25 protein-coding genes and 1 tRNA gene are annotated in these 22636 nt (G+C 60.7%); 13 read left to right on the top strand and 13 right to left on the bottom strand.

Annotated elements, in window-relative coordinates; all coding sequences use genetic code 11:
• Nucleotides 1-81: 81 nt before the first annotated feature.
• Entirely contained in the window at nucleotides 82-900 is an 819-nt protein-coding gene (locus tag L1073_RS15870; protein ID WP_246900878.1) for a DUF1206 domain-containing protein, read from the bottom strand.
• Between the two features lie 218 nt (nucleotides 901-1118).
• On the opposite strand from L1073_RS15870, the gene L1073_RS15865 reads away from it, so the two are divergent.
• The 5 genes from L1073_RS15865 to L1073_RS15845 all read left to right on the top strand — a co-directional run bounded on the left by L1073_RS15865 (nucleotide 1119) and on the right by L1073_RS15845 (nucleotide 4880).
• On the top strand, nucleotides 1119-1349 hold the full coding sequence (locus L1073_RS15865) for a hypothetical protein (RefSeq protein WP_246900876.1): 231 nt from the start codon (nucleotides 1119-1121) through the stop codon (nucleotides 1347-1349).
• Nucleotides 1339-2850, top strand: coding sequence for a sodium:solute symporter family protein (locus tag L1073_RS15860; RefSeq protein ID WP_246900874.1), 1512 nt, complete (start codon nucleotides 1339-1341; stop codon nucleotides 2848-2850). The genes L1073_RS15865 and L1073_RS15860 overlap by 11 nt, the downstream gene beginning before the upstream one ends.
• Before the next feature lie 270 nt (nucleotides 2851-3120).
• Nucleotides 3121-3594, top strand: a complete 474-nt coding sequence (locus L1073_RS15855; protein ID WP_246900872.1) for a Rap1a/Tai family immunity protein — start codon at nucleotides 3121-3123, stop codon at nucleotides 3592-3594.
• A 644-nt stretch (nucleotides 3595-4238) separates the two neighbouring features.
• The gene (locus L1073_RS15850; RefSeq protein WP_246900870.1) at nucleotides 4239-4490 is read left to right on the top strand and encodes a type II toxin-antitoxin system RelE family toxin; all 252 of its coding nucleotides are present in this window, start codon (nucleotides 4239-4241) and stop codon (nucleotides 4488-4490) included.
• 27 nt (nucleotides 4491-4517) lie between these two features.
• Nucleotides 4518-4880 (top strand): helix-turn-helix domain-containing protein, encoded by a 363-nt coding sequence (locus tag L1073_RS15845; protein WP_246900868.1) that lies wholly within the window; start codon nucleotides 4518-4520, stop codon nucleotides 4878-4880.
• Between the two features lie 10 nt (nucleotides 4881-4890).
• Here the strand turns inward: L1073_RS15845 and L1073_RS15840 are convergent, their stop codons facing one another.
• The 3 genes from L1073_RS15840 to bioB all read right to left on the bottom strand — a co-directional run bounded on the left by L1073_RS15840 (nucleotide 4891) and on the right by bioB (nucleotide 6403).
• Nucleotides 4891-5082, bottom strand: coding sequence for a hypothetical protein (locus L1073_RS15840; RefSeq protein ID WP_246900867.1), 192 nt, complete (start codon nucleotides 5080-5082; stop codon nucleotides 4891-4893).
• A gap of 84 nt (nucleotides 5083-5166) precedes the next feature.
• A tRNA-Leu gene (locus tag L1073_RS15835) sits at nucleotides 5167-5251 on the bottom strand.
• Nucleotides 5252-5353: 102 nt separating this feature from the next.
• Nucleotides 5354-6403 carry a biotin synthase BioB gene (gene bioB / locus L1073_RS15830; protein ID WP_246900865.1) on the bottom strand — a complete coding sequence of 350 codons (1050 nt, stop codon included), beginning with the start codon at nucleotides 6401-6403 and terminating at the stop codon, nucleotides 5354-5356.
• A gap of 130 nt (nucleotides 6404-6533) precedes the next feature.
• Between bioB and L1073_RS15825 the strand changes: the two genes are divergently transcribed.
• From L1073_RS15825 to L1073_RS15800, 6 genes are all read left to right on the top strand, one after another.
• On the top strand, nucleotides 6534-7196 hold the full coding sequence (locus L1073_RS15825) for a ComFC family protein (RefSeq protein WP_246900863.1): 663 nt from the start codon (nucleotides 6534-6536) through the stop codon (nucleotides 7194-7196).
• A 33-nt stretch (nucleotides 7197-7229) separates the two neighbouring features.
• Complete coding sequence (locus L1073_RS15820; protein WP_246900861.1) at nucleotides 7230-8213, top strand: serine/threonine protein kinase; 984 nt, start codon at nucleotides 7230-7232, stop codon at nucleotides 8211-8213.
• A 172-nt stretch (nucleotides 8214-8385) separates the two neighbouring features.
• A complete protein-coding gene (gene folE, locus L1073_RS15815) occupies nucleotides 8386-8940 on the top strand; it encodes a GTP cyclohydrolase I FolE (RefSeq protein ID WP_246900859.1) in 555 nt (184 codons plus the stop codon).
• A 58-nt stretch (nucleotides 8941-8998) separates the two neighbouring features.
• Entirely contained in the window at nucleotides 8999-9397 is a 399-nt protein-coding gene (folX, locus tag L1073_RS15810; RefSeq protein WP_097023008.1) for a dihydroneopterin triphosphate 2'-epimerase, read from the top strand.
• Between the two features lie 43 nt (nucleotides 9398-9440).
• Entirely contained in the window at nucleotides 9441-9887 is a 447-nt protein-coding gene (locus L1073_RS15805) for a hypothetical protein (protein ID WP_246900858.1), read from the top strand.
• Between the two features lie 110 nt (nucleotides 9888-9997).
• On the top strand, nucleotides 9998-11455 hold the full coding sequence (locus tag L1073_RS15800; protein ID WP_246900851.1) for an NAD-dependent succinate-semialdehyde dehydrogenase: 1458 nt from the start codon (nucleotides 9998-10000) through the stop codon (nucleotides 11453-11455).
• A gap of 156 nt (nucleotides 11456-11611) precedes the next feature.
• Here L1073_RS15800 and purH read toward each other — a convergent pair whose 3' ends face one another.
• The 7 genes from purH to aroQ form a co-directional block, all read right to left on the bottom strand.
• Complete coding sequence (purH, locus tag L1073_RS15795) at nucleotides 11612-13201, bottom strand: bifunctional phosphoribosylaminoimidazolecarboxamide formyltransferase/IMP cyclohydrolase (protein WP_246900849.1); 1590 nt, start codon at nucleotides 13199-13201, stop codon at nucleotides 11612-11614.
• A gap of 100 nt (nucleotides 13202-13301) precedes the next feature.
• On the bottom strand, nucleotides 13302-13601 hold the full coding sequence (fis, locus tag L1073_RS15790) for a DNA-binding transcriptional regulator Fis (RefSeq protein ID WP_246900847.1): 300 nt from the start codon (nucleotides 13599-13601) through the stop codon (nucleotides 13302-13304).
• Nucleotides 13598-14626 (bottom strand): tRNA dihydrouridine synthase DusB, encoded by a 1029-nt coding sequence (gene dusB, locus L1073_RS15785; protein WP_246900846.1) that lies wholly within the window; start codon nucleotides 14624-14626, stop codon nucleotides 13598-13600. Before dusB ends, fis begins: the two co-directional genes overlap by 4 nt.
• 97 nt (nucleotides 14627-14723) lie before the next feature.
• Complete coding sequence (gene prmA, locus L1073_RS15780; RefSeq protein ID WP_246900844.1) at nucleotides 14724-15623, bottom strand: 50S ribosomal protein L11 methyltransferase; 900 nt, start codon at nucleotides 15621-15623, stop codon at nucleotides 14724-14726.
• 68 nt (nucleotides 15624-15691) lie between these two features.
• The gene (accC, locus tag L1073_RS15775) at nucleotides 15692-17038 is read right to left on the bottom strand and encodes an acetyl-CoA carboxylase biotin carboxylase subunit (RefSeq protein ID WP_246900842.1); all 1347 of its coding nucleotides are present in this window, start codon (nucleotides 17036-17038) and stop codon (nucleotides 15692-15694) included.
• Nucleotides 17039-17108: 70 nt separating this feature from the next.
• Nucleotides 17109-17579 (bottom strand): acetyl-CoA carboxylase biotin carboxyl carrier protein, encoded by a 471-nt coding sequence (gene accB, locus L1073_RS15770; protein WP_246900840.1) that lies wholly within the window; start codon nucleotides 17577-17579, stop codon nucleotides 17109-17111.
• A 62-nt stretch (nucleotides 17580-17641) separates the two neighbouring features.
• On the bottom strand, nucleotides 17642-18079 hold the full coding sequence (gene aroQ, locus L1073_RS15765) for a type II 3-dehydroquinate dehydratase (RefSeq protein WP_246900839.1): 438 nt from the start codon (nucleotides 18077-18079) through the stop codon (nucleotides 17642-17644).
• Nucleotides 18080-18294: 215 nt separating this feature from the next.
• On the opposite strand from aroQ, the gene L1073_RS15760 reads away from it, so the two are divergent.
• The gene (locus L1073_RS15760) at nucleotides 18295-19305 is read left to right on the top strand and encodes a DUF2333 family protein (protein ID WP_246900837.1); all 1011 of its coding nucleotides are present in this window, start codon (nucleotides 18295-18297) and stop codon (nucleotides 19303-19305) included.
• Nucleotides 19306-19369: 64 nt separating this feature from the next.
• Here the strand turns inward: L1073_RS15760 and ppa are convergent, their stop codons facing one another.
• Complete coding sequence (gene ppa, locus L1073_RS15755) at nucleotides 19370-19900, bottom strand: inorganic diphosphatase (protein WP_246900836.1); 531 nt, start codon at nucleotides 19898-19900, stop codon at nucleotides 19370-19372.
• A gap of 187 nt (nucleotides 19901-20087) precedes the next feature.
• On the opposite strand from ppa, the gene L1073_RS15750 reads away from it, so the two are divergent.
• Entirely contained in the window at nucleotides 20088-21809 is a 1722-nt protein-coding gene (locus L1073_RS15750) for a bifunctional protein-serine/threonine kinase/phosphatase (protein WP_246900834.1), read from the top strand.
• 205 nt (nucleotides 21810-22014) lie between these two features.
• On the opposite strand, the gene L1073_RS15745 is transcribed toward L1073_RS15750, so the two are convergent.
• Nucleotides 22015-22636 (bottom strand): DUF6708 domain-containing protein (locus L1073_RS15745; RefSeq protein ID WP_343322514.1); only part of this gene is annotated, 622 nt, incomplete at its 5' end.

Here is a 22636-nt window from a genome sequence, read left to right as displayed (position 1 = left end):
TTTGACATCCAGCGGCACTGGGCGGCATCGCCGTCGCTGATGCTGGCAATACGCTGTTGATGGGCTGAGCGCCACATCCGGTCATAGGCGTGGGGTGCGCGTGCGCCGGTATCCCGCGTTGATGAAGCAATAAAGGCCATAGGCCATCAGCCCCACGGCGACACCGCCGAGCAGCCAGCGTCCATAAGGTTGCTCGGCGAGTGTGTCGAGGACCCCGCCCAGACCCTCGGCATTATCGGGATCGACTTCGATGGCGGCCACGCACAAGAAGGTCCCGATGATTCCGAACACGATACCGCGAGCCGCTAGCCCTAGACGGGCGACGCCCTCGAGGATGGGTAGCGGTCCATTGGGCATGTCTTCGACGTGCCAATTGCGACGATAGTGGCGTTTCCATGCACGCTGAAGCTGATGTAGCCCCACGCCGATGAAGGCAAGCCCCAGCCCGAACAGCACGAAGACGCCGCCGGGATAGGTGAGCAGCTCGGCGGTTTGCTGTGAGGTGCTGCTGCTCCCGCCGCTGGCAAGCGAGCGGACGAGGACGGTGACACACTGCCAGGCGAGAGCGACATACAAGATGCCGCTGATCGCGAATCCCAGACGTTGCAGGATGCCCTTCCAGTGATTGCCCTTGTATTCGAGATCCCACCAGGCCTGAGCGAGTCGCCAGAGGACATAGGCCACCAGGCCGAGCCCCAAGAGTCCGATCAAGAACGTCCCGAATGGCCACAACGCGATGGTACGAATGATTTCGTCCGTGCCGGCATTCTGGCCCCCTGTACCGAGCGTGGTGAGTAATGAGAGCCAGCCGATGGTGATATAGATCACCCCTTTGGCGATATAACCGGCACTTGCGGTGCCGCTGAGCGCGTTACGCAAGCCGGCCAGGGAAAATTTCATTGAGGACATCCTTGTCGCCGGGAAGAAATGCACGGGGAGCAGTAGGGCACCATGCCATGCCAAGTATACTGACGGTGCCTACGGGACGCGCAGAACATGCGAGCACGCGCCGATCCCCTAGAGCGAATGAATGCGCTACCATGAGCGCTTTTCGCGTATCGCCATTGTAAGGCATACGCCTTGGCAACGTAGATCATCTTTCCTGAGCGGAACGTTTCATGAAACATTATATAGTGCGGCCGACCACGGGCCGTGGCTGGGGTTTGGTCCTGGCCTTCATCGGGCTCATCGCGGCGGGCATCTGGCCGGTGATCGGCTGGTTCAACCGGGCATGGGTAGTGCTTGGTTTGCCGCTGATCGCGGTATGGGCGTATGTCATCGTATTCGCCTGTTGCGGCGTCATGGCCATCGGCAATCGGCTCGTGGAGCGTTCTTCCGATGACGAGTAGCGTGCCGATTATCATGACACTCGCCTATCTGGGCGTGGCGATCTTCCTTGGCTTGCGCGCCCGGACAGGACGCTCGATGAACTCGCTTGAAGAGTGGGGCGTCGCCGGTCGCAGCATGGGGCCGGTCACGCTCTATCTGCTGATTGCTGCAGGCAGCGTGAGCGCTTACACCTTCATGGGCGCGCCAGGTTGGGCCTACACCAAGGGCGTGGCGGTCTTCTACGTCGTGATCTACCTATCCTATCTGGCGCTGGTGGCCTGGTATTTCGGCCCCAAGGTGTGGGCTTTCGGTCGGCATTTCGGCCATGTCACGCAAGGCGCGGCCATTGCCGATCGCTATGAAAGCCCGCTGCTGGGCGCCCTGGCCGCAGGGGTAATGTCGATTGCGTCATTGGCCTATGCGGTACTGCAGACCATTGGGGCAGCGTATATTCTGCACGTCATGAGCGCTGGGCGTTTGCCGATCTGGGTGGGGGTGCTGATGGTCTTGAGTTGCATCGCCCTCTATCTGTATGCCAGCGGCCAACGTGCGATCGGTATCACCAACGCCTTTCAGGGCGTACTGATGCTGGCGGTGGCATGGGCGATCGGGCTCTGGGCGTCGCAGCGTTTCGGCGGCGGTCTCTGGTTTGGCGACGTCTTCACCACGTTGCGTGAGCGTGACCCGACCTATCTGACCTTGCCGGGTGCTCAGGGAGACATGAGCTTCGCCTTCTGGACGACGTCGATCATCGTCTCGATGCTGTCGTTCATGCCGCCGGTCTGGACGCAATGGATGAGCGCGTCATCGGCGCGCACCATTCGTCGCAGCGCAACCTGGTTGCCCAGTTACTACGTGGTTATCTTGCCCATGGTGGTGGTGGGCTTCATTGGCATCTACAGCCTGCCCGAGCTGGCGCGTGCCGATACCGTGGCCCTGGAACTCGCCATGCAACAGATGCCGGTCTGGTTGGTGGGGTTGCTGGGGGCGGGCACACTGGCGGCCTCGATGTCGTCCTGCGAGCCCTTCTTGCATTCGGTGGCGTTGTCCTATGCCAAGGATATCGCCCAGCCGGCCTTCAAGCTTTCCGATGCCGCCGCCGGCAAGCTGGCGCGGCGCCTGCTCTTGCCGATCATGGCGCTGATCGTCGCGCCGGTGGCCATCGCCGAACCCAGCAACCTGGTGATGATACTGCTCGTGGGATTGGGCTTCGCTACCCAGGTGCTACCCGCCTTCATCGGCATGTTCTTCTGGACCCATGCCTCCAAGCTGGGTGTTTTGAGCGGCATCGTGGTGGGATTTACCGTCACGCTGTTATTTACGCTGGTATGGCGCAATCCGCTGGGCATCCACGCCGGATTCTGGGGGCTTGTCGTCAATCTACCCACATTCGTGGTGGTGTCCTGTCTGACACGGCCGGCCTCGACGCTGGTGATCCAGCGTTTCTTCGCCATTGCGGCGCCAAGACGGCATGCGAGTGAAGCCGGGTCTATGCAGGGCGCGAAGGAATCTGCGTTATAGGCTGAGTAAGTACTTACGCTCGTATTGTACGAGGCTTTTCCAAGACCGCTCAGGCGTCTAAGATGGAGGTGATTCAAGCGATCACCGGTCACTGGGACGCTGCCAAGGAAATTGCGCGATTGCGCTGGTTGGTGGCCGGCAGCCAGGGAAAGGGGCGGATGTCGCCTCGCAGGCTCATGTGATCCGAATCGCCAAGGAAGACGCAAGTCTCGTGTGTGTCTTTAGAGGTGGACAAGCAGCCGCCTCCAACCGGTCTGTAAAGGCCGGCGTATGTCACTCGCCATGCAGTACATGGCGTCTCGCCGGTTGATTGTCAGCCGGCGTTTTTTTGTCTCCGTTTCGACGTTTGATAAATGCAAGGAATCAAGGGGGATTTTCATGAGACAAACCGCCAAACGGGCATTGAGCGTGATGCTAGTGGCCGGGTTGGGCTGCGCGGGAATCGGCAACGCCTGGGGCTATTTCTACAATGGTGCCGACCTTCTCGATTTTCAGCGCCATTACCAGCAATTTCGTGCTGATGAGTCCTACGATACCAGTAAGTTTTTCACCTATACCGGGTATGTACTAGGTATTTTCGACCGCTTGGAATCCCAGGAAAAGCTTTGTGCGCCGAGTGACGTTCGCGGACGCGATATCTTGGATGAAGTGTCGCAATATCTGGAAGGCGCCTCTGAGAGCTGGAGCGAACCGGCCAGCGACGTAGTGACCGAGGCCTTGAAAAAGGCGTACGCCTGTCAATGACATGATGCCATGTGCAGGGTGAACAGCCGCTAGGGGCATTCTGTTCCGTTCATGGACTCTTTATTAATGCAGGTTAAGTTTATTGCATTCGCAATTTGCCAAAATACCTGCATCCAGGACGGATGCTCAGCCGCCAAGGATGTGCTGAATTCATTCAGATACATGGGCTTATGCTGATTGAGAGCTCCTGATCGTCCTCGGGGGCTCTCTCTTTCAACGTATCACCGGCCGGTTCATTTCCGCCCCGCTCGCAAGCTGGGCAATCTATTGGGATAGCAAAAAAGGCTCCAACCCCCCAGCTATCCGAAGTGATCAAGCGCTGTCAGCGTTTACGCTGACGATCTCAGACGGCTTATGATGGCGATCAATGATCGTGCGTGCTTCGGATCAACTCTCCGCCTCGACCTCTTCGCTTCGGAGCTCATCCTCACCCGGCAGCTTGAATTCAACCGTGTACAAATCCATGTATGCGCTCCTCCATCGTTTGGATCATGCACTCATAGATTTAGTAGCCAACGGAGGTCTACGCCCATGGTTGTTGTGTAATGCCCATGGTTTCAGTACGCGCCGCCATTCGGCCTGGCTGGAGTTAGCTATTAGCTAAAATATATTGCTCATATTTCGCTATGAGCTATGATGGGGCTATGAAGACGGTCACTTACCGAAAAAGCGCCTTGAAGGTATTGCAGCGTATGCCACGCCCAGAGGCAAAGCGCATACAGGCCAAAATCAAGGCCTACGCAGAAGATCCGGCAAGTCAACGTAATAACGTGAAGGCGTTGAAGGGGAGCGATTATATTCGCCTGCGGGTGGGCGATTGGCGGGTGATCATCGACGAACGTGGCGATGTGTTGGACATCATTAACATCGGTGCCCGTGGTGGCGTGTACCAATAACGCACCAGTAAATTGACAGGAGGCGGCATGAGCGCACCTCAGACGATTCAAACCCCAACCGGTGAACGGCTGGTGGTAATTCCCGAGCAGGAATACCACGCGTTGCTTGCGCGGCTGGAAGATCAAGACGATATCGACGCTGCCAATGCGGTCGTGGCGCGCGGTGAAGCATCGTTTCCCATGGCGGTAGTGGATGCGTTGCTGGACGGTGTCGCACCGGTAAAAGTGTTCCGCGAGCACCGAGGGCTGCGTGCCGGCGAACTCGCTGAACGGGCGGGTATCAGCCAGGGGTATCTGTCGGAGCTCGAAGCAGGCAAGAAAACCGGATCGTTGAGCGTTTTAAAGCGGCTTGCCGACGCACTGGAAGTTGAACTGAACGACCTGACGTAACGGCCCGATCTCACTGAATGACAGCGCCCCATCTCAACATGGCGCTCAAGTAGGGTGTGAGCAGGTATTCACTGGCGATGATGATCACGGTCAGCAGCAGCGGGCGCCAGTTGCGCTGCAACCAACTCTTCCCGGTGTCTCCGGCCAGGACACCTTCATCTGCGCATTGAAGCGTGTGCGCACGCGCCGGCTGGAGTTTCATAGATTTCGTGGGGACTTGGCGGGGACTGAGAAGCTGAGAAAATCGAAGATGCTTGATCAGTAAAAACAACAACTTACAGAAAAATGGTGCGGATGGGGAGACTCGAACTCCCACGCCTTTCGGCACTAGAACCTAAATCTAGCGTGTCTACCAATTCCACCACATCCGCAGTCTGGCAGGTCGAGCGATATTCTACGTATGCAGGAAGGGAAGTCAATTGCTATGGGCGCCGAGGCGGCACGGTGAACGCCTCGGCGGGTGTCGGTATTGCTCACTCGAGCGTCGCGGAGGCGTTCGTGGCGTCGTAATATAACGCTTGGTGCGGGAAGGACGGTGGCGTCTGTGCTGCGTCATGCAGGCTGAGCGTTTCGGCATGCAGCCCGAGCTTGGCGAAGAGTTGACGGTCGCCATTGACCTCCGGATTGTCGGTGGTGAGCAGTTTGTCGCCATAAAAAATCGAGTTGGCGCCGGCGAGAAAGGCCAGTGCCTGGGTCGATTCGCTCATTTCACCACGCCCGGCGGAAAGACGAACGTGGCTTTGCGGCATCATGATGCGGGCCACCGCGATGGCGCGAATGAATTCGATAGGGTCGAGGTCCTCGGCGTTTTCCAAGGGTGTGCCGGCGACCTTGACCAGCATGTTGATGGGCACCGACTCCGGGTGCGGGGTCAGGTTCGCGAGTTGCTGAAGCATGGAGGCGCGGTCGCGCGGGGTTTCGCCCAGTCCCAAGATGCCGCCGCTGCAGATCTTCATGCCCGCGTTGCGAACATGCTCGAGCGTGTCGAGCCGGTCGGCGTAGCTCCGGGTGGTGATGATTTCGTCGTAGTACTCCGGCGAGGTGTCCAGATTATGGTTGTAGTAATCGAGCCCGGCATCGGCCAGTCGTTGGGCCTGGTCGCCGCCCAGCATTCCCAGCGTGACACAGGTTTCCAACCCCAGAGCCTTGACCTCTCTCACCATGGCCTCGACGACTTGAAGATCGCGCTGGCGTGGGCTGCGCCAGGCGGCCCCCATGCAGAAGCGCGAAGCGCCAGCCTCCTTGGCGGCGCGGGCCTGGGCAACGACCTCGTCGACGTCCATCAAGGTTTCCTTGCCCAAGCCGGTATTGTAGTGCCCGGATTGTGGACAGTACTTGCAGTCCTCGGGACAGGCACCGGTCTTGATCGATAACAGCGTGGCAACCTGGATGGCATTGGCATCGAAGTGCTGGCGATGGATGCGTTGTGCCTGAAAGAGCAGGTCGTTGAAAGGCTGATCGAAGAGGGCCTGGATTTCCTCGAGCGTCCAATCGTGACGCTGCGTGTGGGGCGTGGCAGGCATGCTAGTCTGCTCCTGTCGAGCCAGGGTCGGGCGGCTCTGTTAATCTTGAAAAAATAAAAGGTTGACTATGATGATAGCGAAAAGCATCTGGTATTTGTCAACTAAAATAAAGTCACGAGTTGACCGCTCGGTGCGCGTGGGGTTGCCGGGCCACTGTGCTTTTTGCCTGGGGAAGACGCCGCTGGGGTCGCCTTGGTGCGAGGCGTGCTTCGAGGAGCTGCCCTGGAATCGCGTGGCCTGTGCGCGCTGTGCCGAGCCGTTGGCGCGTCCCGCTGAGCTTTGCGGCCATTGTCTGCGTCACGCGCCGTCCTTCGATGTGGCGCGGGCACCGCTGCGTTACGAAGAGGCCTCGCAGGCGTTGCTGCAACGCTTCAAGTTCGGCGCGCAACCGCGCGCGGGTATCTTGCTGGCAACGCTCTTCGCGCATAGTCGGGAAGGTGCGTTACCCGAAGCACTCGTGGCAGTGCCGACGCATCCGCAGCGGCGGCGTGAGCGCGGTTTCGATCACAGTGTCTGGCTGACGCGTGAACTCTCGCGTCAACTGGGCGTGCCGTGTCGGCGTGCCTGGCGTGAGCGTGACACGCCGACCCAGCGCGGGCTGACACGCCGTGCACGTCGCGGCAACGTGCGCGGGGCTTTTCGCGTTGCGCCTGGCTTGCCGGCTCACGTGGCGCTCGTCGACGACGTGATGACCACCGGCAGTACGTTATCGGCACTGGCCGATGCCTGCCGAGAGGCGGGCGCACAGCATGTCGAAGCCTGGGCGATGACGCGTACGCCGCGAGGAATCTGATAGCATGAGGTGGCATCTTAAACAGGACACGCCATGACCGCCCCGAAGCACCCTTTTGAAACGTTGTCGCCCGCGCATGTGGTCGATGCCGTCGAGTCGTTGGGCTTTTGGTTGCCGGGCGAGCCGTTCGCGCTCAACAGTTACGAGAATCGCGTGTTCTTGTTGAGCGACGACGACCGCCGCCGTTGGGTGGCCAAGTTTTATCGTCCCGAGCGCTGGAGCGAGGCACAGATTCGCGAGGAGCATGCTTTTCTCGATGAGCTCGACGCTGCGGGCGTGCCCGGCGCGCCGCCGTGGCGCGACGATGATGGTGAGACGCTCCACCATGCCTACGGATTCGCCTTTGCGCTGTTTCCGCACGTCTCGGGGCAGGCGCCGGAACTCGAAAACCCCGCGCACCTCTTTGCCCTCGGTGACCTGATCGGCCAAGTTCATGCCGTGGCGCGCCGTAGTCCCTTCCAGGCGCGACCGGTGCAGGAGCCGATAGCGATCAGCCAAGCGAGTTGTGAGCGCGTGCTGGCGAGCGATTGGCTGAGTCGTCGCCAACGCCAGGCGTATACCCGCATCGCCGAGCGTCTGCAGACGTTACTGGTCGAACAGCGCTGGCCGGAGACGGCCTTGCAACGCGTACATGGCGACTGTCATCTGGGCAACATCCTGGGGCGCGATGAAGATTTTGCGCTGGTCGATTTTGACGATTGCTGCACGGCGCCGGCAATCCAGGATTTGTGGATGTTATTGACGGCGCCTGAAGCCGATGAATGGCAGATGCAGTTATCCGAAGTGATCGAGGGCTATGAACAACATGTCGAGTTCGACCGGCGCCAATTGCGCTGGATCGAGCCGCTGCGCACGTTGCGCTTGATGCGGCATAGCGCCTGGTTGGTCGATCGCTGGGAAGATCCGGCGTTTCCCAAGGCCTTCCCATGGGTGGCCAGCGAGGGGTATTGGGATCAGCACATCCGTATTCTCGAGCAACAGCGTCTGGCGTTGGAAAATCCGCGCTGGCTGGCGTGACCTTGCCGCCTCGAAGATTCATGCGTGGGGTCGGGGAAGGCAGTGTCGCCGACGTCGGCGCGAATCGCGCGTGCGTCGCGCTTTGCCCATGTGGCAAACTTCCGATGGTTTTATTCATTTTGTAACGTATGCCCGGTCGGGCGTCATGACGAAGGCACTTAAAGGCACTTAAATGACAGAAGAACTCGCAACGCATTACCGCGACATCATCGCCGGCTTGGGCGAGGATCCCGACCGGGAAGGGCTACGCGATACGCCCATGCGAGCCGCCAAGGCTATGCAGTTCCTCAACCAGGGCTATGGGCAGACGCTCGAGTCGTTGGTCAACGGCGCGGTATTCGAATCGCAAACCGACGAAATGGTGCTGATCAAGGACATCGAACTCTACTCGATGTGCGAGCATCATCTGTTGCCATTCATTGGTAAGTGCCATATCGCGTATCTGCCCAAAGGCAAGGTGCTGGGGCTCTCCAAGTTTGCGCGTATCGTCGATATGTATGCGCGACGCATGCAGATCCAGGAAAACCTGACACGCCAGATCGCCGAGGCCGTGCAGGAGGTGACCGAGGCGCGCGGGGTGGGGGTGATCGTCGAGGCGCAGCACATGTGCATGATGATGCGGGGGGTCGAGAAACAGAACTCGAGCATGAAGACCTCCGTGATGCTGGGCGCCTTCCGCAATAACCTGAATACCCGCCAGGAGTTCTTGACGCTGGCGCATGGCTGAGCGGGCATCGATCATCGCTGCGCATGACGCGCGTTTCGCACTTTAGGAGCAATGCCGCATGGCCTTACATGCCTTGAACGATCAGCACCTCGATCACGACCTGGCGACGATCAGCATCAAGAATCTGCGTCTGCGTACCCATATCGGTATCAAGGACGAGGAAATCCAGAACCGTCAGGATGTGGTGATCAATGCCACCATTCGTTATCGCGCCGAGCGTGCGGTCAAGTTCGATCATATCGAGCAGGCACTCAATTATCGTACGATCACCAAGCACATTATCGGCTATGTCGAGGATAACCGCTTTCTGTTGCTGGAACGTATGACCCGTGAAGTCCTGGATATCATTATGAGTTACGAGCAAGTCCTCACGGCGCAGGTGGAAATCGACAAGCCGTTCGCACTGCGTTTTTCCGACTCCGTGTCGGTGACGCTCTCGGACTCGCGTCTGGACTGAGGTGAGATGACCATGTCATCGGGATTTCGCCGGGAGTCGTATCGTGCACGGTAAGCTGGAAACCTTCGACGACGCGGCCCAGCGCGGTGTGATCGTCGGCGACGATGGGCATCGCTATACATTCACCTTGACCGAGTGGCGCGGCCGAGGTCTTCCCAGGGAAGGCAGCCGGCTACGCTTCGATGGCGATGCCGGCCGTGCCGAACAGGTGTTCGACGCGCCCGTGCCTCAGCGCACCGCGCGGCAAACGCGTGACGATCAGGGGCACGTCAAATCCTCTCTATTGTCTCCCTTGGCGGTGCTGGCGCTGATACTCGTTGCTGTGGCGCCGCTGTTGGCATCTTATATGCTGTTCGTCGATGTGCTGGCGGTGTTACTGGCAGTGCTCGGACTCCGGCAGGTACGGCGCGCGCCTTCGCGTTACCGAGGGCAGGCGCTGTGCGGGGCCGCCATCGCTATCGCGGTGCTGAGTCTCTTTGTCTGGGGATAGGGTGAATGGCATGTCATTGCGCGCTGCGTTTGGTGGCGCCGAAAGACTCGGCATAAGATGAATTCACGGCGACGGCCAGCGTCGCCCTCATTGTCAGGAAGGAGAACGCCATGGAGTCCCTTCAGGAAAACTCGCTGTTTCGTCCCTTTGCCTATATAGACGGCAATTGGGTGGCAGCGGACAGCGGCGAACAGATCGAGGTCGACGACCCGGCCACCGGTGAGATCGTGGGGCGCATGCCCAAGCTGGGGCGTGCCGAGACCGAACGTGCCATCGAAGCCGCCGAGTCGGCCTGGCCGGCCTGGCGTGCCCTGACAGCGCAAGAGCGCGCGGACACCCTGATGAAATGGTACGACTTGATGCTCGAGCATCAGGACGAACTAGCGGCGATCATGACCGCCGAGCAGGGCAAGCCCCTCAAGGAAGCGGCCGGCGAAATCGCCTATGCGGCGAGCTTTCTGCGCTGGTTCGCCGAGGAGGCGCGGCGTGTGTACGGCGACACCATTCCCGCGGCCAAGTCCAGCCAGCGCATCGTGGTGCTCAAACAGCCGGTCGGCGTCGTCGGGGCGATAACGCCGTGGAACTTCCCGTCGTCGATGATTACCCGCAAGGCAGCAGCGGCATTGGCGGCGGGCTGCCCGATCGTCATCAAGCCGGCCAGTCAGACGCCGTTTTCCGCGACCGCGCTGGCGGCGTTGGCCGAGCAGGCCGGGGTGCCGCGCGGCGTGTTCAACGTGGTGCCGGGGCGTGCCAGCGCGATCGGCAAGGCGATGACCGAATCGCCTGTGGTGCGCAAGATCACTTTCACTGGCTCGACTGAGGTGGGCAGCCAATTGATGGCCGGCGCCGCCGAGCATATCCAGAAGATTTCGCTGGAACTGGGCGGCAACGCGCCGTTTCTGGTTTTCGAAGATGCCGATCTCGATGCCGCCGTCGAGGGCGCGATGGCCAGCAAGTTCCGCAACGCCGGTCAGACCTGCGTGTGCACCAACCGCTTTCTGGTGCAGTCCAGCGTGATCAATGCCTTCAGTGAAAAGCTGGCAGCAGCCATGAACAGCGAATTGCATGTCGGCCCAGGGACCGAAGAGGGCGTGAACATCGGCCCGTTGATCGACGATGATGCTGTCGCCAAGGTCTCCGAGCATATCCAGGATGCCATCGACAAGGGCGCCGAGCTGTTGCTGGGCGGTCACACACACACGCTGGGTGGGCGCTTCTTCACGCCGACGCTGGTGAGTCACGCCAATGCCGATATGAAGGTCGCGCACGAGGAAACCTTCGGCCCACTGGCGGCGGTGATTGCGTTCGACGACGAGGAAGACGCTGTGCAGATGGCCAACGATACCCGCTTCGGGCTGGCATCGTACTTCTACGCCAACGACCTGAGCCGTGTCTGGCGCGTGGCCGAAGCGCTGGAATATGGCATGGTTGGCATCAATACGGGCTTGATCTCCAACGCCAGCGCACCGTTCGGCGGCGTCAAGGCTTCGGGGCTGGGGCGTGAAGGCTCCAAGTACGGCATCGACGAATACATGGAAACCAAGTATCTGTGTATGGATCTAGGCTGACTGGGCTTCGCCCGGAGCTCGAAGCGTGAAGAGCGGCGCTTCGCGCCTGGAAGTTTGAAGAAAAACACCCTGTCGGATGATCCGGCAGGGTGTTTTGCTTTCGGCGTGGCTCAGACTGGCTTCGAGCTTCGAGCTTCGAGCTTCGAGCTTCGAGCTTCAGTGCCTGAAGTGACGCATAGCGGTGAAGACCATGGCGATGCCGGCTTCGTTGGCGGCGTCGATCACTTCCTGGTCTCGCATCGAGCCGCCGGGTTGAATGACGGCGGTGATACCAGCCTCGGCGGCGGCATCGATGCCATCGCGGAAGGGGAAGAAGGCGTCTGATGCCATTACCGAGCCGGGCACTTCCAAGCCTTCGTCGGCAGCCTTGATACCGGCGATCCTGGCCGAGTAGACGCGGCTCATCTGCCCGGCGCCCACGCCGATGGTCTGGCCGTGCTTGGCATAGACGATGGCGTTGGACTTGACGAACTTGGCGACCTTCCAGGCAAAGCTGAGATCGCTTAGTTCCTGCTCGCTGGGTGCGCGTTCGGTGACGGTGCGCAGTTGGTCGGCTTCGACCATGCCCTGATCGCGGTCCTGGACCAGAAGTCCGCCGGTGACGCGCTTGAGGTCATGGGTGGGACGTTGCTGGCTGGGCCAGTGCTCGCTGACATCGAGCAGGCGCACATTCTTCTTTTCGGCGACGATCTCGGCGGCGGTGGCGTTGATGCCCGGCGCGATGATCACCTCGACGAACTGACGGTCGACGATGGCGCGAGCCGTCTCGGCGTCCAGCGGGCGGTTGAAGGCGATGATGCCGCCGAAGGCGCTGGTGGGATCAGTGGCAAACGCACTCTGATAGGCCGCCAGCGGTGTGTCGGCGACGGCGACGCCGCAAGGGTTGGCATGCTTGACGATGACGCAGGCGGTCTCGCTGAAGGCCTTGACGCATTCGAAGGCGGCGTCAGTGTCGGCGACGTTATTGAATGACAATGCCTTGCCCTGGCGCTGCTCTGCCGTGGTCACACTGGCTTCGTCGGCACTGGTGTCAGCATAGAAGGCCGCCTGCTGATGCGGATTTTCGCCGTAGCGCATCGCCTGTTTTTTCTGGAACTGCACGTTATAGGTGCGCGGGAAGTCGGCTTCGCCGCCTTCTACCAGGGTGCCCAGATAGTTGGCGATGGCACCGTCGTAGCCCGCAGTATGCTCTAAGGCCTTGACCGCCAGGTCAAAGCGTAGCGTTGCGCCGACACCGCCATGCGCACGCATGTCATCGAGCACACGGCCATAGTCGGACGCATTGACCACGATGCTGGTGTGCGCGTGATTCTTGGCACAGGCGCGCACCATGGTGGGGCCGCCGATGTCGATGTTCTCGATGGCCTCTTCCAGCGTGCAGCCGTCACGCGCGATGGTCTCCGCAAAGGGATAGAGGTTGACCACGACCATATCGATGGCGTCGATGCCGTGCTCGGCCATGACCTCGTCATCCTGCCCGCGGCGCCCGAGAATGCCGCCGTGAATCTTGGGATGCAGTGTCTTGACGCGACCATCCATGATTTCCGGGAAGCCGGTATGTTGCGAGACTTCCGTGACCGGAATGCCGTTTTCGTTGAGCAGGCGGAAGGTGCCACCGGTAGAGAGCAAGGCGACGCCGTGCGTGCTGAGTTCGCGGGCGAAATCGACGATGCCGGTCTTGTCGGACACGCTGATCAATGCGCGACGCACAGGCTGGGGAGACGAGGATGCGGTGTGATCGGCCATGAGGCTCCACTCTTGAAAGGTGAGGGACGATTGACGCCAGACAACGGCGTGAAACGTGAATGGCGCCTGGTGAGGGCGCCCTTGTCGGATCGGTTCGGGCTCAGATCAGGTCGTACTGCTTGAGTTTCTTGCGCAGAGTGCCGCGATTGAGGCCCAGCATGTCGGCGGCGCGGGTTTGATTGCCGTCGGCATAGCGCATCACGGCCTCCAGCAAGGGCACTTCGACCTCGGTCAGCACCATGGCATAAAGGTCGCTGACCGTTTCGCCATCCAGGTGGCCGAAATAGCGCTGCATGGCGAGCTCTACCGACTCACGCAGGGTTTGCTGATGTGCTGGCGATGCCGTGGCGCTGGCATCGAGCGTATTCTGATCGATGGGAAATGCTTGCCTGCTGGTCATGCTGCATTGCTTCCATTTGAGGTCAATACCGCATCGTGGGCGAGCGCATCCACGAAACGGTGTTGGGCCGAGGGCTGTTCCAGAACGTTGAAGCGTGCGCGCAATGCCGCTGCTTGTGGGCGAGTGGCGAGATACCAGCCCACATGCTTGCGTGCGATACGCACCCCCATGTGCTCACCGTAAAAGGCATGCAGTGCCTCGAGATGACGGTGCATCACGGCGGCGATCTCTGTGGGCGTCGGGCGCGCCATGATGTCACCGGTACGTAAGTAGTGCTCGATCTCGCGAAAGATCCACGGATTGCCTTGGGCGCCGCGTCCGATCATGACCGCGTCCGCCTTAGTGTAGTCGAGGATGCGGGCGGCTTTTTCGGCGCTATCGATATCGCCATTGGCGAACACCGGCAGCGACACCGTTTGCTTGATGGCAGCGATGGTATCGTATTCGGCGTCGCCGCTATAGCGCTGCTCGCGGGTGCGGCCATGCACCGCAAGCGCCTGGATGCCGGCAGCCTCGGCCAGTTGCGCCACACGTATGCCGTTGCGCGACGCCGCGCACCAGCCAGTGCGGATCTTCAAGGTCACTGGCACGTCCACGGCCGCAACGACCGCTTCGAGAATCGCCGCGACCAGGCGTTCATCACGCAATAGCGCGGAGCCGGCGGCCTTGTTGCAGACCTTCTTGGCGGGGCATCCCATGTTGATATCGATGATCTCGGCGCCTTGCGCGACGTTGAGGCGTGCGGCTTCGGCGAGCATTTCTGGGTCGCCACCGGCGATCTGGACATCGCGGGGGCCGGGCTCACCGGTATGATCGAGACGTTGCCGCGATTTGCGGGTATGCCATAGGCGCGCGTCGGCGGTGACCATTTCCGAGACCACCAGGCCCGCGCCGAGCTCGCGGCACAATTGCCGAAACGGGCGATCGGTCACGCCCGCCATGGGCGCGAGAATCGCTCGATTGGGCAATGCGTAAGAGCCGATGTGCGGCAACGGCGTCACCGGAGATGAGACGTGGGTCGGCATCACAAGGGGCGTCTAGGTGGTGAAAGGGGCTTATGATAGCCGCCAGCACGATGTTCTTGAAGGGGCTTTTCGTCGCCCCTGGCATGGTTGGCCTTCATCATGAGGCGGCGACACCGGTAATGCGTACCCAGCCTTCGCGTTCGCACGGGGTATCGAGGTCGATGCCCTGGGCGCGATAAGCGTCCATTACCTCCTCGGCTTGCCCCGCGAGAATACCGGATAAAGCGAGGCGACCACGGGGGGCGAGGTGGGCACAAAGCGTTGGCGCCAGTTCGACCAGGGGGCCGGCGAGGATATTGGCGACCACTACCTCGTAGCGTTGTGCCTCGAGTCGCTCCGGATAGCACAGCGACAAACGCTCATCGGCGATGGCATTGCGCTGGGCATTTTCACGGCTGGCTTGCAGGGCCTGTGGGTCGATATCGGTGCCTGTGGCGTGCTCGGCCCCTAGCTTGAGTGCGGCGATGGCCAGAATGCCGGAGCCGCAGCCGAAATCCAGCACCTTGCTCGCGTCGAGATCGAGGCCGTCGAGCCAGCCGAGGCACAGCGCAGTGGTAGGGTGCGTGCCGGTACCGAAGGCCAGGCCGGGATCGAGCAGCAGATTGACGGCATCGGGCTCGGGAGCGGCATGCCAACTAGGCACCACCCACAGCCGCTCGCCCATCTTGAGCGGGGTAAAATCGTCCATCCACTCGCGCTCCCAGTCGCGATCGGCGAGCAGCTCGTAGTCGATCTCGGGGCAGGGTTCGTCGGCCATCTCGGCGGCCCATTGCTGGCGGACTCGGTCGAGCATCGGCTCGATGTCCTCCAGGTCGTCGTAGAGGCCGGTGAGCACGGTCTCATCCCACAGCGGCGTGGTCCCGCTTTCAGGCTCGAAGACGGGGTCGTCGTAAGCGTCCTGCAGGGTGATGGCCTGAGCACCTTCGGCCAGCAGCAGCTCTTCCAGGGTCTCGGCATGCTGCGGGGCGATGTGTGCCTTGAGTTGCAGCCAGGGCATGAAGTCTCCTTGAGCATCAACGCAAACGGGACGGCCAAGGCCGCCCCGTGTCGAGTCGCGTGGGCTGATCAGGTCAGGCCAAGCTTTTTCTCGAGGTAGTGAATATTTACCCCGCCTTGCTGGAACGCGCTATCGCGGACCAGATCCTTCTGTAGGTCGATATTGGTCTTGATGCCTTCGACCAGCAGTTCATCGAGGGCATTGCGCATGCGTGTCAGCGCGGTCTCGCGACTCGCCCCCCAGGTGATCAGCTTGCCGAGCAGCGAATCGTAGTGCGGCGGCACGCTATAGCCGGTGTAAATGTGCGAGTCCATGCGTACACCCAGGCCACCTGGGGCGTGGTAGAGATCGATCTTGCCGGGCGATGGCATGAAAGTGCGTGAGTCCTCGGCGTTGATCCGGCACTCGAAGGCGTGCCCATGGAGCTGGACGTCTTCCTGGGTGATGGTCAACGGCAAGCCGGACGCGATGCGCAACTGTTCCTTGACGATGTCCACGCCGGTGACCATTTCGGAGACCGGGTGTTCGACCTGAACGCGGGTGTTCATCTCGATGAAGAAGAACTGGCCGTTTTCGTAGAGAAACTCGAAGGTGCCGGCGCCGCGGTAATTGATCTCGATGCAGGCGTCGATGCAGGCCTTGAAGACGTTCTCGCGAGCCTCGGGATCGATATGCGGGGCGGGCGCCTCTTCCAGCACTTTCTGGTGACGGCGCTGCAGGGAGCAATCGCGATCGTAGAGATGAATGGCATTGCCCTGGCCGTCGGCCAGCACCTGCACCTCGATGTGACGCGGATTTTCGAGGTACTTCTCCATGTACAACGTGCCGTCGCCGAAGGCCGAATCGGCTTCGTTGCGCGTCACGCTGACTGAGGAAAGCAGGCTGTCCTCGCTGTGTACCACGCGCATGCCGCGTCCGCCACCGCCAGCGGCGGCCTTGATCATTACCGGATAACCGATGCGTTGCGCGGTGGCCAGCACGGCCTCGTCGTTATCTTCGGGTAGCGGGCCGTCGGAACCGGGTACGGTGGGGACGCCGGCGGCCTTCATCGCCGAAATGGCGCTGACCTTGTCGCCCATCATGCGGATGGTTTCGGCACGCGGACCGACGAATACGAAGCCGGAACGCTCGACCTGCTCGGCGAAGTTGGCGTTCTCGGAGAGAAAGCCATAGCCGGGATGGATGGCGCTGGAATCGGTGACCTCGGCGGCGCTGATCAGCGCCGGGATATTCAGATACGACTGCGCGGAGGAGGCCGGTCCGATGCACACGGCTTCGTCGGCCAGGCGTACATGCATGAGGTCACGGTCCGGCTTGGAGTGGACCGCAACGGTCTTGATGCCCAGTTCCTTGCAGGCGCGCAGTATACGAAGAGCGATCTCGCCACGGTTGGCGATGAGTACCTTGTCCAACATAGTGTCGTCCGTCTCTATGTAAGCTCGGAAGCGTTTCGTGATCGACCGTCAAGGGCGATCACAAACGGCTTCAAGAGATGATGACCATCGGCTGGTCGAATTCGACCGGTTCGCCGTCCTCGACCATGATGGCTTCGATCACACCATCCTGATCGGCCTCGATCTGGTTCATCATCTTCATGGCTTCGACGATGCACACGGTCTCGCCTTTCTTGACGCTCTGGCCAACTTCCACGAAGGCTTTGGCGCCCGGCGCCGGCGAGCGGTAAAAGGTACCGACCATGGGCGAGGTCACCGGATGGCCGCTGGGCTGCGCAGGTACTGTTTCAGATTCAGCCTCTGGAGCGGCCGCTGCGCTCGGCGCGGCAGGGGCGGGTGCGGGCGCTGCGGCCGGCGCAGGAGCCTGAGCGGCGGGCGGTGCGCTGAAACCACCGGTGTGGCGGCTGATACGCACGGACTCCTCGCCTTCCTGGATTTCGATCTCGCTGATATTGGACTCTTCCAGGAGTTCGATGAGTTTCTTGACCTTGCGAATATCCATAAACCTGTCTCGATCAATGTGAAAATGAGGTGACGTGGTCTGCCATTGGAGCGTATGCGCTGTCAGCCGAGCTGGCGTAGCGCGGCCTCCAGGGCAAGCTCGTAACTATCGGCGCCGAATCCGGCGATGACGCCGCGAGCGACATCCGAAAAATACGAATGCGCGCGAAATGGCTCGCGCGCATGCACGTTGGAAAGATGCAGCTCGATGAAGGGAATGGCGATACCCGTGAGCGCGTCGCGCAGGGCGGCGCTGGTATGCGTGAAAGCGGCCGGGTTGATCAGGATGAAGTCGGTGCCATCGTCGCGTGCTGCATGCACCCGCTCGATGAGCTGGTGCTCGGCGTTGGACTGCAGCCAATCGAGTTGATGGCCGGCATCCAGAGCGCGCTGGGTCAGGCGCAGACGAATGTCCTCGAGGGTAGTGGTGCCGTAAACGCCTGGCTCGCGGGTGCCGAGCAGGTTGAGGTTAGGGCCGTTGAGTACGAGAAGCTTCGCCATGTCATGAGTCCTGATCGACGCTGTTAACCTGTTCAGGATTGGTTTAGATCACGGCACGATCACGCAAGATGCCGTCGCTGGTGCCATATATCGTTAGTGTGGGCGGAGTTTGCCCAAAAACGGACGAGCTGTCTAGTTTGTGTTGGCACAAGCAAAAGCGCCGCTGCATGATAGGATGAAAGTCACTGCTCTCAACTTCATCACAAGGACGTCTTATGGCTCTTTTTCGCAAGCGTGAGCGTCACCAGCGCAATGTTCTGGAATCGCCCCAGTATGGCTGGATCTGGAAGCCCTTGGTCGCCTTGCTGATCATCTACCTGGTGGTCTGCGTGGCGCTGGGCGTCTGGTGGAGCCAACGGCCCGACGACTTCAGCGTCGAGGATGCGGTGGGCGTGCAGCGCGGTGCTGCACAGTCGTCCGGTGCCGAGGCCGCAGCGGACGCCCCGCAGCCTGGCGAGACCGTCACCGCCACTACCTTGACGCTTCTGGGCAGCTTACTCGACAAGCCTGGCGGTTATTTGCGCAACGATATCGCCCCGCCTGGATTGTGGCTGGATAACATGCCGAGCTGGGAGCATGGCGTGCTCGGGCAAGTGCGGGTCATGAGCGCAGCTCTCGATGATCCTATCGCCAGTGACGACGAAGACGTGCAACACGTCGTCGATGCCTTGGCCACGCGCAGTGACGCCTGGCGCTTTCCGTCAGCCGAAGGCCGTTACCAAGAGGCGCGCGAGGCGTTGCGCGATTACCTGGTGCGTTTGAATGAGCAGCAGGCTGATTTCTCCTCGGATGCCCCGGCGTTGGCTGCCTGGCTGGCGGGCGTGCAGACCCGACTCGACCAGCAGACGCAGCGTCTGGCGGCGAGCGTGGGAAGCACCGAGCGTCGCAGTGCCGATATCGAGACCGGTGAGGATGGCGAGAACACTCCGTGGTCGCGTATCGACAACGTCTTCTTCGAAGCGCGCGGCAATACCTGGGCCTTGATGCACCTGCTCGAGGCGGCCAAGCGTGACTTTGCTCCGGCTATCGAGGCGGCAGGCGTCGGTGAAAAACTCGATCGGCTGATCGACGAGCTGGAAGCCTCGCAGGCACGTGTGTGGAGCCCGATAGTGCTCAATGGCAGCGGCTTTGGCATCTTCGCCAATCACTCGCTGATGATGGCCAACTATACGTTGCGGGCATCGCAACTGATCCAGGAGATACGCGGGGATCTCGAGTCGCAATAAGCCCTGAAAAAAACACCCCGCGGCGGAGTATCCGGCGCAGGGTGTGGGGGAGCGGACGAGCGCTTCAGGCTTTGGTATAAGCGTCGGCGGCCTTCTCGATCGCCTTGCGAGCGGCGTCGGCGCCGTCCCAGGAATCGATCTTCACCCATTTGCCTTTTTCGAGATCCTTGTAGTTCTCGAAAAAATGCGCGATCTGTTGACGCAGCAGCTCGGGCAAGTCGGTGACTTCCTGTACGTCGTCATACAATGCGCTCAGCTTGGAGTGCGGAACGCAGACCAGCTTGGCATCTTCGCCGGCTTCGTCGGACATGTTGAGTACGCCGACCGGGCGCGCACGAATCACGCTCCCCGGTTGAACCGGATACGGCGTGACCACCAGTGCGTCGAGCGGATCGCCGTCGTCGGCCAGGGTGTTGTTGATGAAGCCGTAGTTGGCCGGATAGAACATCGGCGTGGCCATGAAGCGGTCGACGACCAGCGCGTCCATGTCCTTGTCGATCTCGTACTTGATCGGTGCGTGATTGGCCGGGATCTCGATCGCCACGTAGACGTCGTTGGGAAGATCCTTGCCTGCGGGAATGTTGTTGAAACTCATCGTCGAGTCCTTGCGGTTTGCAGGTTGAACACCAGCGGGGGAAAATCCGGGAAATTATACGAGTAGCGTCCAGCGTTTACCAACCGACTTGGGACGTAAATGGCATCATGCAATCGTCGTCTTGCGTTGCCATGCTCAGCAAACACGGGAATTATCCGTCTCATCATCATCGACAAGGAGACGCTCGTTGACGGAAAGCACCCTTTCTATACGCTTCGGTCAGGCATTCGTGGCACCGGATCGGCGTCGCCATCGTAGTTCGATGTCGGTGCAAATACCGGGCGGTTCGCAATTGTCCGCCAAGGGCGCTTGCGCTCTGATCAGCGATTCCACCTGGCGCAATGCCATTGCCAAGCAGGCCGGAGACCTGAGCGTACGGGGCTTTCTCGCCGATTACTACTCGACACCGGAGCATTGGGACGTCAAGACATCGGCACATCGCGTGCTGCATGCCCTGAATGGCTGGAGCTATAGCCAAAGCGCCTACATCGAGGGGGGCAGTTATATCTGCTCGCTATCGGCCATGGTGTTTCGCCATCGTGAGGTGCATCTCTTTCATATGGGGGACACCTTGGTGTTCCGCCTGCGCGGTGCGGAATTCGAGCAAATGTCTCGCGATCATGTCACCGACCTGGGCGGTTACCGCTATCCGTCGCGCGCGCTGGGCATGGACGGTAGCCTCGATATCGATTACGTGACGGATTCGCTCAAGCAGGGCGATCTTTTCCTGTTCACTACCCAGGCCGTGCGCGGCACCTTGCTCCCCTCGGATTTCGTACAGTTGATCCGTGCCGATGTCAGCGACCTCGATGCGACCTGCGAACGCTTGGCCGAATCGGCGTTGGCCCGGGCCCAGGAGCGCGGTTACGGCGGCGACCAATTCTGCTTCCAACTGGTGCGTATCGATCGGCTGCCCGAGGAGATCGAGCCCGAGCATCCCATGCCGCTATACGGTGACTTGCCAGTCCCCACCGAATTGACGCCCGGGGAGCGTCTCGATGGGCTCGAGGTGCAGGAGGTGTTGTCGCGTACGGCCAAGTCGCGCGTCTATCGCGTGCATGATGCGCGTAACGAGCGCGAGATGGTGATGAAGGCGCCGAGCCCTGAGTTATCGCTGCGCAACGCCTATCAGGAGCACTTCGCGCTTCAGCAGTGGGTCGTGCAGCGTGTCAACTCGCCGTTCGTGGCCAAGGTCGTGGAGCCGGCCCGGCCACGCCGTTACCAGTATTACCTGCTCGAGTACATCAAGGGCGAATCGCTCAGCAACTGGGCATTGCGCCATCCCCAAGCGAGTCTCGAGGCGCGCCTGGACTTGGCGCGGCAATTGGTCAAGGCGGTGCAGGCCCTGCATCGCCGCGATGTGCTGCATCAGAACATTCACCCCGATAATCTGATGGTGAATTCGCATGGCCAACTGGTACTGACGGATTTCGGCGCCTGCCATTTGCGCGAAGGCGATAGTCAGCAAGGGGCGCGCGAACTGGCGCGTCAGGTGGGATTGAACGAGCACAGCGCACCGGAATATGCGCTGGATACGGAAGTAGGGCGGCGCAGTGATCAATACGCGCTGGCCTCGACCATCTACTGGCTGCTGACCGGGCATCAGCCCTATGCGCTAGCGCCCAATGAGCTACGCAGCCATACCGATCTCGAGCGCATGAGTTATACCAGTGCACGGCGCTACAATCCCGCCATCGATGCCGGGCTCGATGGCGCCCTGCGCCGCGCGCTCGACCCCCAGCGTGCGCTGCGCTTTCGACGCCTGGGCGAGTTCGCCTACCATCTGCGCGCCCCCAAGCGCCGCGATGACCCCGAGCCACGCCAGTCATGGCAGCAACCGGCCACGCTATGGAAAGTCGTGGCCGGCGTGCTGCTGCTACTGTTGTTGCTGTCCTGGTGGCTGGGGTAAGGCCATCAGCTTTGTAGGGGCGCCGTCAGGCGCTGTTGAGCACGCATAGGGCTCTGCTTCGTGATCTTGCCGTAACGGCCTGCCTTGCAATGACACCGGCGACATCCCGCGCGCATGTTGACAGATCTGCCCAGCGTCTTCCGATTGAGGCACATGCTCCGCAACAGCAGGTTGTCGTTGCTGATCTCGGCATCGTTCGATAGCTTCAAAAATACCCTCTGAAGCAGAAATACAGAATCACCAACACTTCTGCCCAGCCAAGCAGAAAGCAGAACAACGGCCAGAGGATTTCCTTTGCGGTCAGCGGGTGCTCGGTGTGGCGATTGCGCACGTAGGAGTCGTTCGGGTCAATGCGGCACTTTTCCTCGACCCATTCGGGCCAGCGCGGCACGCGGCAGGTCCATTTGGCGATGATGCGGCCGGTGCCAGCCCACATGACCATGGGGGCAAAAATCAGTTGAACCGCACGGCTGTCGGCGAGAACTTGAGTGGCCTGTATCAGCGAATGGATAAAGCTCTCGCGCTTGCCCTCCAGATCCAGCAGGCGCTGATCGACTTGATAGGCCTGGATATGGCCATCGGGCTCTTCCATATAGCGGCGCACCAGCTCCCAGATTTCCAGTACGCCCTTCATGCCTTTGAGGCCTTCATACTTGAAGAAGACCAGGTGATAAAGCATGTTGCCGTTGCGATCTCGTACGTATCCGCGAATCTCCTCGCGTGACATCCCTCGACGATCCTGGGACTTCGTCGCTTCGCTAGTGTAAAACTGGATATCGTCCCAGTTCATGGTGACCACGCCCATATCCTGCGACCAGGCGTAGACC

Origin of the sequence: Chromohalobacter nigrandesensis (assembly GCF_023061285.1) — a bacterium.
Lineage (GTDB): Bacteria > Pseudomonadota > Gammaproteobacteria > Pseudomonadales > Halomonadaceae > Chromohalobacter > Chromohalobacter nigrandesensis.
The sequence above is the reverse complement of the archived record's forward strand: the minus strand, read 5'-3'. Positions and strand labels throughout refer to the sequence as shown.

Bases quoted from the DNA above. Each gene is read 5' to 3' on its own strand.
- L1073_RS15865 (WP_246900876.1), top strand. From the start codon at position 1,119: ATGAAACATTATATAGTGCGGCCGACCACGGGCCGTGGCTGGGGTTTG.
- aroQ (WP_246900839.1), bottom strand. From the start codon at position 18,079: ATGGCGAAGCTTCTCGTACTCAACGGCCCTAACCTCAACCTGCTCGGC.
- accB (WP_246900840.1), bottom strand. From the start codon at position 17,579: ATGGATATTCGCAAGGTCAAGAAACTCATCGAACTCCTGGAAGAGTCC.
- L1073_RS15840 (WP_246900867.1), bottom strand. From the start codon at position 5,082: ATGAAACTCCAGCCGGCGCGTGCGCACACGCTTCAATGCGCAGATGAA.
- dusB (WP_246900846.1), bottom strand. From the start codon at position 14,626: ATGCCGACCCACGTCTCATCTCCGGTGACGCCGTTGCCGCACATCGGC.
- folX (WP_097023008.1), top strand. From the start codon at position 8,999: ATGGCCTTACATGCCTTGAACGATCAGCACCTCGATCACGACCTGGCG.
- prmA (WP_246900844.1), bottom strand. From the start codon at position 15,623: ATGCCCTGGCTGCAACTCAAGGCACACATCGCCCCGCAGCATGCCGAG.
- L1073_RS15845 (WP_246900868.1), top strand. From the start codon at position 4,518: ATGAGCGCACCTCAGACGATTCAAACCCCAACCGGTGAACGGCTGGTG.
- L1073_RS15860 (WP_246900874.1), top strand. From the start codon at position 1,339: ATGACGAGTAGCGTGCCGATTATCATGACACTCGCCTATCTGGGCGTG.
- ppa (WP_246900836.1), bottom strand. From the start codon at position 19,900: ATGAGTTTCAACAACATTCCCGCAGGCAAGGATCTTCCCAACGACGTC.
- bioB (WP_246900865.1), bottom strand. From the start codon at position 6,403: ATGCCTGCCACGCCCCACACGCAGCGTCACGATTGGACGCTCGAGGAA.
- fis (WP_246900847.1), bottom strand. From the start codon at position 13,601: ATGACCAGCAGGCAAGCATTTCCCATCGATCAGAATACGCTCGATGCC.
- L1073_RS15855 (WP_246900872.1), top strand. From the start codon at position 3,121: ATGTCACTCGCCATGCAGTACATGGCGTCTCGCCGGTTGATTGTCAGC.
- L1073_RS15850 (WP_246900870.1), top strand. From the start codon at position 4,239: ATGAAGACGGTCACTTACCGAAAAAGCGCCTTGAAGGTATTGCAGCGT.
- accC (WP_246900842.1), bottom strand. From the start codon at position 17,038: ATGTTGGACAAGGTACTCATCGCCAACCGTGGCGAGATCGCTCTTCGT.
- L1073_RS15760 (WP_246900837.1), top strand. From the start codon at position 18,295: ATGGCTCTTTTTCGCAAGCGTGAGCGTCACCAGCGCAATGTTCTGGAA.
- L1073_RS15820 (WP_246900861.1), top strand. From the start codon at position 7,230: ATGACCGCCCCGAAGCACCCTTTTGAAACGTTGTCGCCCGCGCATGTG.
- purH (WP_246900849.1), bottom strand. From the start codon at position 13,201: ATGGCCGATCACACCGCATCCTCGTCTCCCCAGCCTGTGCGTCGCGCA.
- L1073_RS15870 (WP_246900878.1), bottom strand. From the start codon at position 900: ATGAAATTTTCCCTGGCCGGCTTGCGTAACGCGCTCAGCGGCACCGCA.
- folE (WP_246900859.1), top strand. From the start codon at position 8,386: ATGACAGAAGAACTCGCAACGCATTACCGCGACATCATCGCCGGCTTG.
- L1073_RS15800 (WP_246900851.1), top strand. From the start codon at position 9,998: ATGGAGTCCCTTCAGGAAAACTCGCTGTTTCGTCCCTTTGCCTATATA.